The sequence below is a fragment of the Erythrobacter sp. JK5 genome, assembly GCF_018205975.1.
Lineage (GTDB): Bacteria > Pseudomonadota > Alphaproteobacteria > Sphingomonadales > Sphingomonadaceae > Erythrobacter.
The window spans coordinates 2,108,228-2,123,514 of sequence record NZ_CP073577.1 but is presented as its reverse complement, the minus strand read 5'-3'; the positions used below and the strand labels follow the sequence as shown (position 1 = coordinate 2,123,514).

Genomic DNA, 15,287 nt, shown 5'->3' with positions numbered 1-15,287 from the left:
CGTGTCAGACAACACGCCGATCATCATCGGCGTCGGGCAGCACTCGGAGCGACCGCAAGACGAGGGTTACGAAGCGCTTTCGCACATGGACCTGGCCGGAAAGGCCTTGCAGGCGGCGATCGACGATTGCCATGCCGACACGAAAGTTGCGGAGGCGATCGAGACGCTGGTCGCGATCCGGCAGTTCGAGATTTCCTACGCGAGCGCAGTTGCGCCATTCGGCAAATCGAACAATCCGCCGCGCTCGATCGCGCAGCGAGTCGGCGCGAACCCCGACATGGCAATCCTTGAAGTTACCGGTGGGCAAGCGAACCAGAAGATGGTCGGTGAAGTCGCCGAACGCATCGCCCATTGCGAATACGATGTCGCGGCCATCGTCGGATCCGAGGCGATTTCGACAGTGCTCAACCTCCTGAAACGGGGAGAGAGGCCGGACTGGTCCGAGGAAGTCGAAGGGGCGATGGACGATCGCGGCTATGGCCCGGAACGCATTTTCGAAAAGGTGTGGCAATCGCACGGGTCGAAAGGCGTGATTGGCGGTTATGCCTGCGTGGACAATGCGCGACGGGCGCGCCTCGGGCTTTCGCCGCAAGCGTACAGGGCAAAAATCGGCGAACTTTTCGCGCCGTTCACCGAGGTCGCGGCGGCCAACCCTCATGCTGCGGCTCCGGTCGAGCGCAGCGCGGGGGAGCTTGCCACGATTACCGAAAGGAACCGGATCGTCGCCGAACCCTATGCCCGCATGACGGTGGCGCGCGACCAGGTGAATCAGGGCGCGGCAATCATCCTCTCGTCAGTCGGGAAAGCGAAGCAGCTGGGCATTCCTGAAGACCGGTGGGTTTACATCCATGCCTCGACGACGGCGGACGAATTGAAGGTCCTGAACCGTCCGGACCTGTCTCGCAGCCCTGCCGCCATCGCCTCTATCAAGCGCGCGCTCCATCATTCCGGCAAGGCGATGTCGGACATCTCCTGTATGGACCTCTACTCGTGCTTTGCAGCGCCGGTATTCAACGTGATCGATCATTTCGAGATCGCGCCTGACGATCCCCGCGGGCTGACCCTGACGGGAGGGCTGCCGTTCTTCGGAGGGGCGGGCAACAATTATTCAGCCCACGCCATCGCCGAGGCTGTGCAGCGTGTGCGCAAGGACCGCGGCAGCTATGCGCTCGTCGGTGCGAATGGAGGCGTTCTCAGCAAGTATGCGACAGGGATTTACTCGACCGATCCCGCAAGCTGGAATGACAGCGTTCGTTATGATCGTATGTCAGTGCCGCAGACGCCTGAGCCGATGACCGATCGCCCCGAAGGCATCGTGATGGTCGAAAGCTACACGTGGGCGGAAGAAAAAGAGAAAGTCATCAGTTCGGTAATCGTCCGCGACTCCATGGGGAAAAGGGCCCTGATCCGTGCAGATGCGGCACACGCGCCGACGGTCGACCTATTCAAAGGCGGCGCACCCTTCGGTGCAATGCTTTCGGTTTCACGCGACGATAGCGGGCGGCATTTCGGCCGACTGGCCTAATCTTTCCCGCGCTCCCCGCCGAGGAAATCGAGTGCATCGAAGTCATCGGGCGCCGCAACCTCGGTAATCGGATCGTCACGATCGTCGAACTCGGTCCGCAGCGCGCGGCTCATGATCGCGTGCATGTGGTACATGCAGGTGATGTAGGTGAGTTCGAGGATCTCCTCGTCGGAGAAGGCATCCCGGACCTGCGCGAACAGCGCGTCGGGCACGCGCCCGCCATGCGACACGAGGCGATCTGCGTAGGCGAGGACCAGCCGTTCCTTCTCGTCGTAGCATCCCGCTGTCTGCCAGACCGGCAGGGCTTCGATCTTTTCCTCCGACACGCCCAACCCGCGCAGACTCTTGCAATGCTGCGAGAAAACGAACTGGCTGCCGGTCGCCCATCCGGCCCAGGTCTGCCCCAGCTCGCGCAGCACCGGATCGAGCTTGCGCTCGGGCGAGCGATAATAGGCGAAGCCTTGCGCGGCATGCTTGAGCGTCGCAGGCGAATTGGCGAATACCGTCCACCAGTCGCCCGGAGTGCCGGTGGCCGTGCCCGGTTCGGTGACAGGATCGCGTGTCCCGAACAGCATCGCATAGAGCGGCAGCGCCACCTTCTCGTCCGCCTCGCCCTTCGGCACTTCGCGCAGGCGCGGCATCAGGCGGTTGCCTTCGCCGTGGCGGGTTCGTGTGCGATATCCTCGGGTCCGAACCTTTTCGTCGTGGCCGCGAATTCGAGCATGATGCCGTTGGGATCGGTGAAGTAGACAGAGCGTACGAATACCCCTTCGTGCTTTTCGCGCGCGTAGCCAGCCGGGCTATCGTCGTGGTTGAACACTGCGTGGGTATGCGGGACGCCCGCGTCTTCAAGCCGATCGAGCGCCGCCTCTAGCTCTTCCTCGGCCATGTCGAACGCGAGGTGGTTCATCGATCCCACCGCGGTCTTGGCATCGAAGGGGAACTCCCTGACCGATGCGATCCCCGGCGCGGCGGGCGGTGCATCCTCCCACCAGAAGAACGCGATGGCATTGCCGCCGCCGCAATCGAAGAAGAAGTGCTGGCCGCCATCGGGCAGCTGAACCGTCTTGAACAGCGGCATTTTCAACACGTCGGCGTAGAACGCCGCCGTCTCCTTCATGTCCCGGCACACCAGCGCCACGTGATTGATGCCCTTGGTCTTGATCATGCGTGCCTCCGGCGCATGAGCCTGCCCGGAAAGCACGAGACATGCAATTGCGCGCACAAACATCCCAATTACGGCTTTGACAAAAGCGCGCCGAACGCGTATTTAGTTTCAAACGTAACTATATTGGCACTTTTGTACGAGACCCGATTTCATGACCAAGCACGCCCACGATCTGTTCGACAATCCCGCTGGCCTCGACGGATTCGAGTTCGTCGAATTCTGCGCGCCCGAAAAGGGCGTGCTCGAACCGGTCTTCGAAGCCATGGGCTTTACCCGCGTGGCGAAGCACCGTTCGAAGGATGTGGATCTGTGGCGTCAGGGCGGGATCAACCTCATCGCCAATTACGAACCGCGCAGCGCCGCATGGTATTTCGCGCGCGAACACGGCCCCTCGGCCTGCGGCATGGCATTTCGCGTGCGCGACGCGGCCAAGGCCTATGACCACCTGCTGGAAGCGGGCGCCGAGCCGGTCGCCAACGAACCCGGCCCGATGGAACTGCGCATCCCCGCGATCCGGGGCATCGGCGGCGCGATCCTGTATCTGGTCGATCGCTATGCCGGGGCGGAGGGCAAGAGCCTGACGATCTACGACATCGATTTCGATTACCTGCCCGGCGTCGATCCCAACCCCGAAGGCGCAGGCTTCCACACGATCGATCACCTCACGCACAACGTCTACACCGGCCGGATGAAGTACTGGGCGGATTATTACGAGACGCTGTTCAACTTCCGCGAGATCCGCTTCTTCGACATCAAGGGCGAATATACCGGCCTCACCTCCAAGGCGCTGACCGCGCCCGACGGCAAGATCCGCATCCCGCTCAATGAAGAGGGCGAGGGCGGCAAGGGCCAGATCGAGGAGTTCCTGCGCGAATTCAACGGCGAGGGCATCCAGCATATCGCGTTGATCTGCGACGATCTGGTCGCCTGCTGGGATCGTCTCAAGTCCTTCGGCGTGCCGTTCATGACCGCGCCGCCCGCGACCTATTACGAGATGCTCGACGAGCGCCTGCCGGGCCATGGCGAAGATGCCGAGGCGCTCAAGATGCGCGGCATCCTGCTCGATGGCACGACCGAAGGCGGTCAGCCGCGCCTGCTGCTGCAGATCTTTGCCGAAGCGCAGGTCGGGCCGGTGTTCTTCGAGTTCATCCAGCGCAAGGGCGATGACGGCTTTGGCGAAGGCAACTTCAAGGCCCTGTTCGAAAGTATCGAGCGCGACCAGATCGCGCGCGGTGTGCTCGACACGAAAGCCAAAGAGCCAGCCGAATGAGCCACCCTGTCAACCTCGCCGGCGTCCACCACGCCGCCTATCGCTGCAAGGACGCCAGGGAGACGGTCGAGTGGTACGGTCGCGTGCTCGGCATGGATTACACCACTGCCTTCGCCGAGGACCATGTGCCCTCGACCGGCGAGTATGACCCGTACATGCATGTCTTCCTCGATGCGGGGAACGGCAACATCCTCGCCTTTTTCGAACTGCCCAATCAGCCCGACATGGGCAAGGACCCGAACACGCCGCAATGGGTCCAGCACCTCGCGTTTCGCGTGCCCGACGAAGCTGCGCTGCTGGCGGCGAAGGCTCACATCGAAGGCGAAGGCATCGACGTGCTCGGCCCGACGCATCACGGCATTTTCAAGTCGATCTACTTTTTCGATCCCAACGGCCACCGCGTCGAACTCGCCGCCGATATCGGAACCGACGAGCAATATGCCGAGCTCAAGCGAGTCGCGCCGATGATGCTCGACGAGTGGAGCAGGACGAAGAAGGCGCCGCGGCACGCCGATTGGCTCCATGAGATCGCCCGCCAGGAGCACGGGCAGGATTCCTAGCCTTATCCGGGGGTTTCCGCGACCCGCGCTCCCAAGAGTGGCGAAAACCTACAAGGCGCTGTCTTGTCAGGAATTATTGATTGGTTGACTCTGTTTCGGGTCGTCCATACCCCTAGGCACACCTGACGAGACAAGGTCGCGCCGATAAGTCTGCAGGTCTGACAATTTCCGGGGGAAGCTGGATGACGTCTGTCGCGACCGCTGCGCATACGAAATGTTCTACCTTGGTATCGGGCCTGGCCATTGCGCTTGTGCTGGCCGGTGCCGATCGGGCTGCGGCCCAGTCTACAGGGCAGACCAGTCAGGAACTCGAGCTCCCCGATACCGAAGAACGTCCGTCCGATCGCGCCAATATCCGGGTTGAGCGCGATGCCGGGCTGCGCGCCAATTGCCCGTTCGACGAGAGCGATCTCACGGTTTCGCTGGACGGGGTGCAATTCGTCGACGTGCGCGGCGGTGAACTGGCCCCCGAGCTGGCGCAGACGCTGGCGCGGGTCGAAACACCGGTAGGCGAACGCCAGCTTTCGGTGATCTGCGACGTGCGCGATGCGGCGAACGCCGCACTGCGCCGCGATGGCTGGATTGCGACCGTGCAGGTGCCGCAGCAGGAGCTTTCCGGGACGCTGCGGCTCGATGTCATCTCGGCCCGCATTTCTGAAATCCGCATCACCGGCGATGCCGGCCCCTATCGCGATGCTCTGGTCCAGGCGATCGAGCCGTTGCGCCAGCTCGATCCGCTGAACGAGCGCGAGGCCGAGCGGATTCTGCTCAACGCCAACGACATGCCGGGGCTGGAAGTGCGGCTCGCGCTGGCTCCTTCGGGGGAAACCCCCGGCGAAGTCATCGGCAACCTTTCGGTCGATTTCGAACGGTTCGCAGCCTATTTCAACGTGCGCAATTCCAACGCCCGCAGCATCGGCCGCGAAACCGCATTCGGCCGGTTCGAGTATTACGGGCTCACCGGCCTGTCCGACATCACCTATGTTGCCGCGCAGACCACCGCCGATTTCGACGAACAGATCATCGTTCAGGGCGGGCACGAATTCGGGATCGGTCGTGACAATATCCGGGTGGGTGTCGACGTGGTGTTCGCATCCGCGCGGCCCAGCATCGAGAATCTCGACCTCGAAACCGAAACGCTGGTCGGCAATCTGTCTGTTTCCTACCCGCTGATCCGCACCCCGGCGACGGCAGCCGACGTTACGCTCGGCTTCGACTATATCGAGCAGGAAACCTCGGTCGGGCCGGTGCCGCTGAGCAAGGATTCGATCCGGACCGTGTTCGTTCGCGCGGAGATGGACGGCCAGCGCCGCCGGATCGATCGTTCGACCTCGTTGCTGTACAGCGGCTTTCTGGAGGTGCGCCAGGGCATAGGCGTGTTTGGCGCGACCTCGCGCAACCAGTTCGGCACCGCAATAACCGACGGTCTTACGGCTTCGCGGCCGTTCGGCGATGCCCAGGCGCTGGTGTTTAGAGGCGGTGCCGACGTGACCTGGTTCCCCGGCTCGATCTTCGATCTGCGCGGTCGGGTGGAGGGGCAGTGGACCGACGAGCCGCTGCTGAATTTCGACGAATACGCGATCGGCAATCTCAGCATCGGGCGCGGTTACGATCCCGGCGCCAACAGCGGCGACCGCGCGATCGGCGGACTTGCCGAACTCGGGGCGACGGTGCTCGAATCGGCGCGCCATCGGCTGCAATTGTTCGGGTTCTTCGACATCGTGCAGGTCGAGAATCTCGACCGCGGGACGCCGGATCCGCGGCGGACCCTCAAATCGGTGGGCGGGGGACTGCGCTTTTCGCTCGGCGCGGCGCTCAATGCGGAAGTGGTCTACGCAAAACCGCTCGACCGGCCGCTGTTTTCGGACACCGAGCGGCCACCGGACCGGGTGCTGTTTTCGCTGACCACGAAATTCCCGGCATTGTTCCGTTGAGCCCGGTAGCGACAGGAGAGATCGACATGGCAGTCGCAAGCAGGAAATTTCGCAGCCGGATGCTCATGACCACGGCTGTCGCGGCCATCGCGGCGCTTCCCAATGTCGCGCATGCCCAGCTGGTGCGGCAGGCCGATCTGAGTTCGGCGGTGGACAGCGGGGGCACGCCCAACCGGTTGACGGTGACCGACACCAACGCGACGACCACCGACATCGAGGTCGAGGCTGCTGTCGTCGTCGCCGAATGGACCGATTTCAACGTCGGGATGGGCGACACGGTCAACGTTACCATCGATCCTGGGCTCGCGCTCAGCGAAGCCACTCTGTTCAACCGGGTGATCGGAGGCAATCCGTCCAGCATCAACGGCACGATCAACGCCGCCAACATCAATTTCTGGCTGATCAACCAGAACGGCATCCTGTTCGGCAACGACACCGCGATCAACGCGCGGTCGTTCTTCGCATCGACCCTCGACGTCGCCAATCAGGACATCTTCGATTTCTACGAAGCCACCGACGTGTTCGGCAACGGCACCAATACGCTCAATTTCGCGGGCGTTTCGACCAGCGCGGTGCAGGCGCTGGGCAACGCCAGCTTTGTCACCGACGGTTCGCTCGCCTTCGTCTCGCAACAGCTCAACCTGACCGGATCGTTCGACGCCGGCACGGGCCGGGCGATCTTCGTCACCGCCGCCGATGTCGATGTCAGCTTCACGCCCGGCAGCCCGCTGACTTACACGGTCAATGCCGGGACGACGGTGGCGGCACAATCGATCGACGGGAGCATCCAGGGCGCATCGGCGGAATTCGCGATGTTCACTGCGGCCGGCGTGATCAACGCGTTGCTCGATATCGATGCGACCGTCGCTGCGACGACTGCCCTTGCGACCGACACCGGGATCGCGCTCGTGGCATCGGGTCCGTCGACGGCCACCGTCGAGATCGGCGGCCAGTTTTCGAGCACCGGCCGGGTCGTTCTCAATTCGAACGGCGATCTGACCGCGACCGCGAACATATCCGGCAGCGATCTCGATCTCGACGCTGTGGGCGCTGTCAGCGTTGTCGACCTGACCGCGACGGGAGGGGACCTGGATATCGACGCTGCGTCGATCACCGGGACAGACTTCCTGGCCACGGGCGACATCGTGCTCGACAGCGCGGGTGCCGTGTCGCTCCAGAGCGCGACTGCGGACAGCGACACTAGCGGAGCGGGCGATCTGTTGATCGGAACCTCGACCGTGCCGAGCGGCGTCACTGCTACTTTCGATCTGAGCGGGGCAAACACCACCCTGCAAACATCTGGCTCGCTCAATCTGGCGGTGGTGACGGCCACCGCAGGCGACGTCACGCTCGAAGCCGTTGGCGACGTATTCACGAATGGGATCACTGCCCTTCAGGTCGGCATGGTCGGCGGCAATATCGACGTCGACAGCACGGCCGGCGGAACCCTCGTCCTTGGTGCCCTTGGCGCAGACGGCGACATTGCCCTCGATACTACCGGCGCTTTGACCACCGATTCCATCAACAGCGGCGGCGCATTGACGGTCGGCGCAGCGAATGCGCCCTCTTCGATCACATTTAACGGAAATGTGATTGTCGAAAGCATGGACCTCGACACGCCGGGGGCAGTCAATGCACTCGATTTGATCGCGACGGCGGGCGACATCGTGATCGATCCCGGCTCGCTCACCGCCGGGGCACTCAGCGCAACCGGCAACATCAACATCGATACGGCGGGCACCGTTACCCTTACGAGTGCCACGGCGGACAGCGATCTCAACGATGCGGGCGATCTGCTGATCGGGACGATCACACCGCCGTCGCTGGTGACGATTACCGGAGCCAGCGCGGGCGACAATGTCACCATGAACGCCACGACGCTCAATCTCGGCAATGTCACCGCGACGCGCGGCAACACTTCCCTCTCCGGCACGACGATCAATGCCGCAGCGGTCAGTGCCGTTCGCGGCGACGTCAGCCTGCAGGCGATCGGCAATATCACGACCACAGCGATCACGGCCACGCGGGTGATGGGTACGGGCGGCGATATCGATGTCGATTCGACAGGCGGCGGCAATCTCAACCTTGGCGATCTGACGGCGCGCCGGGTGTTTATCGATACGCTCGGCACCTTGACGACCGGAGATATCAACGCGCCCAACGGCCAGATCAACATCGGCCTCGTCAATATGCCCTCGAACGTCAACATCACGGGCGCTCAGACTGCGGCGGAGTTCATTATCAATGTCGTCACCGCGTATACTTCGGGCGATCTGACCGCGACCAACGGCGAGATCACGATCAATGCGCCCTCGATCGATACAGGGCATCTCAGCGCAACCGGCGGCGATGTCACCCTCAATGCACCCGGTTTCATCTCCGCGCTTTCGATCGAGTCGATCGAGTCCGGCGGGATGGGCGGGGCAATCGATGTCGATTCCACTCTCGGCGGAGCGGTTACGCTAGGTCCGTTGACTTCGGATGGACTGATAACGCTCGATACGACAGGCAATCTCGTTCTTGGTGAGGTCAACGCAGGTGGCGCGCTCGATATCGGCAGCACGGCATTTCCGGCCACGACAACCTTCAACGGCAACATTACGGCGGCGAGCTTCGCGTTTTCGACGTTCAATCCGCTGGTGCTGCTCGACGTGACCACGACCGACGGTGACCTGATCCTGTTTTCGCCGACGATCACCGCGGGCGCGGTGAGCGCGACCGGGGGCGACGCGACGCTCAGCTCCTTCGGCAACATCACCACCACCTCGATCGCTGCGACTGAGGCAGGCGGTCTCGGCGGCAATATCGATGTCGACAGCGGCTTCGGCGGCGCCCTCGATGTCGGCAACCTCACGGCCACCAACGACATTGCGCTCGACACCACCGGGACCTTGACGCTCGGCGATGTTGTGGCCGGTGGCAATCTGCTGATCGGTGTTCTGAACCAGCCGAGCACGATCACCCTCAACGGCAATCTGACCGCCGCGAGCCTGGCTTTCAACACCACCGCGCCATTCGTCGCCAACGATCTAACCGCAACCGCGGGCGATATCGATATCGATGCGCCGACCATTACCGCAGGGGCCGTTTCCGCGACGGGCGGCGATGTGCTGCTGACCGCGACGGGCGCCATCACCACCACGTCGATCACGGCGATCGAGGCCGGGCTGGTCGGCGGCAATATCGACGTCGACAGCACCGCGGGCGGTGCGCTGGTGCTTGGCGATCTTGGCGCCGACAACGCGATCGCGCTCGACACCACCGGCACGCTGAGCGCCGGCACGGTCAATGCCGGCGGGGCGCTGACCGTCGGCGGTGTCGCGATACCTTCCTCGATCAACTTTACCGGCAATGTCGCGGCCGGCAGCATGAATCTCGACACTACCGGAACCTTCATGTCGCAAGACCTTTCAGCTCCGCTGGGCGCGATCGACGTTTTTGCGGGGAGCACGATCACGACCGGTGCCGTTACTGCCGACCAGGCGAGCCTGATCGGAACCGGCACGGTCCAGACCGGAAACGTCACCGTCAATCAGTCGCTGGCTCTGACCGCGACCGGGGGCAGTCTGACGACCGGCAACGTGGTAGCGAACAACATCGGTTCGGGCGTGAGCTTGCGGGCGAGCGGCGCGACCAGCGACATTACCTCCGGATCGATCAATTCCAACGGCGGGGACATTCTGGTTTCGGCCGCACGCAATGTCGTGACCGGGCCGGTTTCGACCGCGCTGGTGGGCGCTCCGACGGCGGGTTCGATCGGTATCCATGCCGGCGGATCGATCACGACCGCGATCCTGTCAGCGGGTGAGGACCTGCTGGTTCAGTCCGTCGGCAGCACCGTTTCGCTGGCAGGGGCGACTGTCGGCGACGATGCGATCATACGGGCTGCCGGAGCGATCGACCTGCTCGGCCCGGTGACCGCCGATGGCACCGGGGTAGACTTCTTCGCGATTTCTTTCTTTGGCGCGCCGGGCGCATCGAGCCTGTTGTTCGCGGCCGAAACCCTGCCGATGTCGAACATCGATATCGACACGCCGGGCGCGCTGACCGCGACCGACCTGACCGCCAGCGCGGGCGGGATCGACATCGATGCGGGCTCGATCATCGCAGCAGTGGTAAGCACGACCGGCGGCGATGCGCAGCTGACGTCCGCAGGCAACACGACCACCACTTCGATTACGTCCGTGACGTCCGGCGGCGGCGGCTCGATCGACGTGGACAGCACCGCCGGTGGTGCGCTCAATCTTGGCGTACTCACCGCCGATAGCGGAATCGCGATCGACACGACCGGCTCGCTCGCGACCGGTGCCGTGAATGCGGGCGGAGCGCTGAACGTCGGATCGGCGGCGGCGCCGCAGACGATCAGCCTGGCCGACAATGTCGCCGCAGCGAGCGTGACCCTGCGAGCTGCGGTCTCGGTTGCGGCGCAGGATATCACCGCGACCGCAGGGTTGATCGATATCGATGCCAACCAACAGGTCCTCGGCGCGCTGTCGGCGACCGGCAACGTCGAGCTCGACGGGGGAACGTCGATCTCTGCGGCGAGCGTGACCGCAGATAGCGACACCAACGGCACCGGCGCCGTCGCGATCGGCGGGACGACCGCCCCGGTAACCCTGACGATTGCGGGAACGACGGAAGGTGCGGGTGTGTCGGCGAGGGCTGGGACAACCAACCTTGCCGACGTGACATCGAGCGCCGGGTCGATCGCCCTGGCTGCCACCTCCGGTGGCCTGACCACGGCCAATGTCGTGTCGAACGGCTTGGGTTCCAGCGTTACGCTGAATTCCTCCGGAATTTCCGGCGATATCACAACCGGCACGGTCAACGCGAACAGCGGCGACATCTTTGTTTCGGCCTCCGGAGATATCGCCAGCGGCGCAGTTTCGACCGCGCTCGCGGGTGTTCCCACCGCAGGCACGATTGGCCTGCATGCGGGCGGATCGGTCGCGACCGGGCAGTTGTCGGCAGGCGAGGATCTGCGGATCGAAACCGTCACCGGCACCGTCACCATTCCCGGTGCAACGGCTGGCGACGATATCGTCATCGATGCGGGCGGAGCGGTCGACCTGCAAGGCGCGGTGAGCGCCGATGGCAGCGGGGTCGACCTGTTTGCCCCGTCGTTCCTCGGTGCGCCGGGAACCTCGGTCCTGGTGTTCGCCGCCGAAACCCTGCCTGGATCCGCGATCGTCATCGACACCACAGGAGCGTTGACCGGAACCACCCTGACCGCGAGTGCGGGCGGGATTGACCTTGATGCCGCTTCGATCGCGCTCGGCGCTGTCAGCGCTACCGGCGGTGATGCGCAGCTGACCGCGAGCGGCGGGATTACGACCACTTCGATCACGGCGGTAACTGCGGGCTCGGGCGGCGGGATCGACGTCGACAGCACGGCGGGCGGCGCGCTGGCGCTGGGCGATCTGACTGCGGACACCGGCATCGCGCTCGACACGACCGGGACGCTGGCTGCGGGTACGGTCACGGCGGGCGGCGCGCTCACGGTCGGCGCGACGGCGCTGCCGAGCGCTGTCACCTTCACCGGCAATGTCGCCGCAGCGAGCATGGATATCGACGCGACCGGCGCGCTGGCGGCGCTCAATCTGACCGCGAGTGCAGGCAACATCGATATCGACACGGGTTCGATCGCGGCGCAGGCTGTCGCGGCCACCGGGAATGTCGCGCTCGATGCGGCGGGCACGATCAGCCTGACCAGCGCGGTCGCCGACAGCGATGCCAGCGGCGCGGGCGACCTCGCGATCGGCGGCACCACAACGCCGTCGCAGCTGACCATCACCGGCGCGAGCAGCGGTGTGAACGCGGCGCTGAATGCGACGACCATGAATGTCACGACCGTCACGGCGACCGGCGGCGACGCGGCGCTGATCGGCGGCACACTGACAGCTACCGTGGTTCAGGCGACCAATGACGTGACCGCCGACGCCACTACCGCGATTACCCTCGATACGGTGACCGCCGACAGCGACATGAACGGCATGGGCGACGTGCGGATCGGCACGGTAACGCGGCCCGGCCTGCTGACCATCAACACTTCGGTGAGCGGTGCCAACGTTACGCTCGAGGCCGACGATCTGAACCTGATCAACGGGCTTTCCACCAACGGCAACCTGACGCTGCGCGCCAACACGATCGACCTTACCGACGTGGTGGCGACGGGCGGCAACGCGGTGATCGAGGCGAGCGGCGATGTTACCACCGGTTCGATCACGGCGACCGCCGTCGGCATGGTGGGCGGCGGCATCGATGTCGACAGCACCGGCGGCGGTGCACTCGACCTGGGGGATCTCACCGCCGGTGCCGGCATCACGCTCGATACCACGGGTTCGCTGACGGCAGATACGGTCGCAGCCGGGGGCGCATTGCAGATCGGCGCGACCGCCGCGCCCGGCGCGGTTACCCTCACCGGAAACGCCACCGCTGCAAGCATGGCGGTTGCATCGACCGGCACCCTCACGGCGCAGAACCTGACCGCAACGGCAGGAGCCATCGACCTCGACGCCGCAGCGATTTCCGCGCAGGCGGTGGCCGCAACCGGGACTGTCACGGCAGACGCCGCGGGTGCGGTGGCGCTGGCCAGCGCTGTTGCGGATAGCGACATGAACGGCACCGGCGATCTCGCCATCGGGGCGGTCACCGCTCCATCCAGCGTGACCGTTGCCGGAGCCGCAAGCGGGGTCAATCTCTCGGTGCAAAGCGGCGGCGCGATCGGTCTCGGCAGCGCAGCCGCGACCGGCGGCAACGCCCTGATCGCAGGCGGCTCTGTCGCTTCGGGAGCCACCACCGCGTCCGGCGACCTGACGATCGACGCAGCGGGAGCGGTGGTCCTGGCCAGCGCGATCGCGGACAGCGATGCGAACGGCGCGGGCGACCTGTCGATCGGGACGACAACTGCGCCGAGCGCGCTGACCATCAGCGGCGCGGCGTCGGGTGTGAATGCGACGCTTGCGAGCGCCGGGACGCTGACCGGCGACGCGATCACTGCGACCGGCGGCAACGCGAGCCTCACCGCAAGCGAAATCACCGTAGGCGCCGTCAGCGCGGCTGGTGGCGATGCACTGCTGCAAAGCGGCGGGGCGATCACCACCGCTTCGATCTCCGCCACGGCAGGCGGGGCGATCGATGTCGACAGCACCGCTGGCGGTGCGCTCGATCTCGGCGATCTGACCGCGAGTGCCGATATCGCGCTCGATACGACCGGGGCGATTGCCGCCGGTGGCGTTTCGGCGGGCGGTGCCCTGCGGATCGGCGACGCGGCGAACCCGACGATGGTGGACTTTACAGGTGACGTGACGGCCGCGAGCGTGGGTGTCACTGCGATCGGCGAACTTGGCGCGCAGGATGTGACCGCAACGGCCGGGGCGATTGAAGTCGATGCCGCAGCGATTGCGGCCGGAGCGATGGCCGCGACGGGCGCAATCCGGCTCGACGCCGATGGGGCGATCGCACTCGCCAGCGCGGCCGCCGACAGCGACAACAGCGGCGCAGGTGACATTTCCATCGGTACCGTTACGCCGCCTACCGACCTCACCGTCGCAGGAGCGGTGTCGGGCGCGAATGTCGCGCTCACGAGCGCCGGAGGCATCAGTACTGACGCGCTCACGACCAATGGCGGAGACGCCACGATCGAAGCTGCCGATGGGGTATCGCTGGCAAGCATCGGAGCGCGCGAACTCGCAATCACGACGGGCGGCCTGCTGAGTGTCGGGGCAATCTCGACCACGGGGCGGCGGTGATCGAGGCCGCCGACGCCGATCTGCAGGCCGGCGTTGCCATCGGCGGCTCCAGCCTCACGCTGCGCGCCGCACCGGGAGAGGATATCGGCCTGGGTTCGGGCACCGGCGGGTTCCAGCTGTCCGATGCGGAACTCGACCGGATCGATGTCGGCACCCTGATCATCGACGCGGTCGATCGCACGATCGCGATCGGCGATGTCTCGTTCGCCGACCAGACCGGTTCTGATGAAGTCGTGCTGGCGACCAGCGGGGGCCCCGACAGCATCATCCGGATCACCGGCGATATCAGCGGCGCCGGTGCATCGCGCCTGTTCCGCTTTGGCGGCGACGCGGACACCGGGTCGATGCTGGCGGACCGGATCGTCATGGATATCGAATCCGCCACCATCGATTTCGGCGGTGCCACCTTCGAACTGCGCGGCGAGGATATCGTGTTTGGCCAGCAGGCGCTGATCGACGCGGTCGCCGGTCTCGCCAGCGGCGAGATTGCCAGCAATTTCGTCGGCGATGCCAACTCGCTATTGTACAACCCGCTGCTTGCGGGCGGCCTGGGCGGAGCAAGGATCAACGACCCGGTCTATCTGCGGGTCGGCAACATCAGGATCGCCTACGGCAATTCCGCGCTGTTCCAGAACACCGCGCTGCCGGCGGATGGCGGAACGATCTACACCGGCGTCGAACTCGGCGGCGCCGGCAGCCCGGGCACGCTGACGCTCGACGCGACCGACGATACCAACGCCTTTGCATTGTTTGGCGAAATCAACGAATTGGTGGGAACGGCTGCTGCGCTAGCGGGCGGCAATGTTATCATCATCGGAGGAGGCGTCAGCATCACCGATTCGCGCGTCAACGGATGCATCATCGGCAGCGGGGCGGACTGCGTGACGACGATCATCGGGAGCACCACCATTGCCATTCCTCGCGAAGCGGTTTCGCTGCTCACCGCCGACAGCCTGCAAGTCCCGTTCGACCCGCTGGTCGGCACCAACAACGAAGGCTTGTTCTCCGATGCTGCGGCTGAACCCGAAGACGACTGCGAACGCGATCAAGACGGAGCCTGCATTGAGTCATAACCAATC

9 protein-coding genes are annotated in these 15,287 nt (G+C 64.7%); 6 read left to right on the top strand and 3 right to left on the bottom strand.

Annotated features, from left to right (window positions below):
* Window positions 1–4 precede the first annotated feature (4 nt).
* Window positions 5–352, bottom strand: coding sequence for a hypothetical protein (locus KDC96_RS16415; RefSeq protein ID WP_249171751.1), 348 nt, complete (start codon window positions 350–352; stop codon window positions 5–7).
* On the opposite strand from KDC96_RS16415, the gene KDC96_RS10250 reads away from it, so the two are divergent.
* Window positions 320–1,525: an acetyl-CoA acetyltransferase gene (locus KDC96_RS10250; protein ID WP_249171750.1), complete on the top strand. Its 1,206-nt coding sequence runs from the start codon at window positions 320–322 to the stop codon at window positions 1,523–1,525. The two genes, KDC96_RS16415 and KDC96_RS10250, sit on opposite strands and share 33 nt — an antisense overlap.
* On the opposite strand, the gene KDC96_RS10245 is transcribed toward KDC96_RS10250, so the two are convergent.
* Together KDC96_RS10245 and KDC96_RS10240 are read right to left on the bottom strand one after the other, a co-directional pair.
* Window positions 1,522–2,166, bottom strand: a complete 645-nt coding sequence (locus tag KDC96_RS10245; protein WP_212448347.1) for a carboxymuconolactone decarboxylase family protein — start codon at window positions 2,164–2,166, stop codon at window positions 1,522–1,524. The two genes, KDC96_RS10250 and KDC96_RS10245, sit on opposite strands and share 4 nt — an antisense overlap.
* Complete coding sequence (locus KDC96_RS10240; protein WP_212448346.1) at window positions 2,166–2,693, bottom strand: VOC family protein; 528 nt, start codon at window positions 2,691–2,693, stop codon at window positions 2,166–2,168. The genes KDC96_RS10245 and KDC96_RS10240 overlap by 1 nt, the downstream gene beginning before the upstream one ends.
* A gap of 151 nt (window positions 2,694–2,844) precedes the next feature.
* On the opposite strand from KDC96_RS10240, the gene hppD reads away from it, so the two are divergent.
* The 5 genes from hppD (at window position 2,845) to KDC96_RS10215 (ending at window position 15,281) form a co-directional block, all read left to right on the top strand.
* Window positions 2,845–3,963: a 4-hydroxyphenylpyruvate dioxygenase gene (gene hppD / locus KDC96_RS10235; protein ID WP_212448345.1), complete on the top strand. Its 1,119-nt coding sequence runs from the start codon at window positions 2,845–2,847 to the stop codon at window positions 3,961–3,963.
* Window positions 3,960–4,523, top strand: coding sequence for a VOC family protein (locus tag KDC96_RS10230; protein WP_212448344.1), 564 nt, complete (start codon window positions 3,960–3,962; stop codon window positions 4,521–4,523). The genes hppD and KDC96_RS10230 overlap by 4 nt, the downstream gene beginning before the upstream one ends.
* Window positions 4,524–4,747: 224 nt before the next feature.
* The gene (locus KDC96_RS10225; RefSeq protein ID WP_212448343.1) at window positions 4,748–6,457 is read left to right on the top strand and encodes a ShlB/FhaC/HecB family hemolysin secretion/activation protein; all 1,710 of its coding nucleotides are present in this window, start codon (window positions 4,748–4,750) and stop codon (window positions 6,455–6,457) included.
* A gap of 26 nt (window positions 6,458–6,483) precedes the next feature.
* Window positions 6,484–14,208, top strand: a complete 7,725-nt coding sequence (locus tag KDC96_RS10220; RefSeq protein ID WP_212448342.1) for a filamentous hemagglutinin N-terminal domain-containing protein — start codon at window positions 6,484–6,486, stop codon at window positions 14,206–14,208.
* On the top strand, window positions 14,205–15,281 hold the full coding sequence (locus tag KDC96_RS10215) for a hypothetical protein (RefSeq protein WP_212448341.1): 1,077 nt from the start codon (window positions 14,205–14,207) through the stop codon (window positions 15,279–15,281). The genes KDC96_RS10220 and KDC96_RS10215 overlap by 4 nt, the downstream gene beginning before the upstream one ends.
* Window positions 15,282–15,287 lie beyond the last annotated feature (6 nt).

What these genes read in the sequence shown, in the direction of transcription:
- KDC96_RS10240 (WP_212448346.1), bottom strand. Translation starts at nt 2,693, where the DNA reads ATGATCAAGACCAAGGGCATCAATCACGTGGCGCTGGTGTGCCGGGAC.
- KDC96_RS10220 (WP_212448342.1), top strand. Translation starts at nt 6,484, where the DNA reads ATGGCAGTCGCAAGCAGGAAATTTCGCAGCCGGATGCTCATGACCACG.
- KDC96_RS10250 (WP_249171750.1), top strand. Translation starts at nt 320, where the DNA reads ATGGTCGGTGAAGTCGCCGAACGCATCGCCCATTGCGAATACGATGTC.
- KDC96_RS10245 (WP_212448347.1), bottom strand. Translation starts at nt 2,166, where the DNA reads ATGCCGCGCCTGCGCGAAGTGCCGAAGGGCGAGGCGGACGAGAAGGTG.
- KDC96_RS10230 (WP_212448344.1), top strand. Translation starts at nt 3,960, where the DNA reads ATGAGCCACCCTGTCAACCTCGCCGGCGTCCACCACGCCGCCTATCGC.
- hppD (WP_212448345.1), top strand. Translation starts at nt 2,845, where the DNA reads ATGACCAAGCACGCCCACGATCTGTTCGACAATCCCGCTGGCCTCGAC.
- KDC96_RS16415 (WP_249171751.1), bottom strand. Translation starts at nt 352, where the DNA reads ATGGGCGATGCGTTCGGCGACTTCACCGACCATCTTCTGGTTCGCTTG.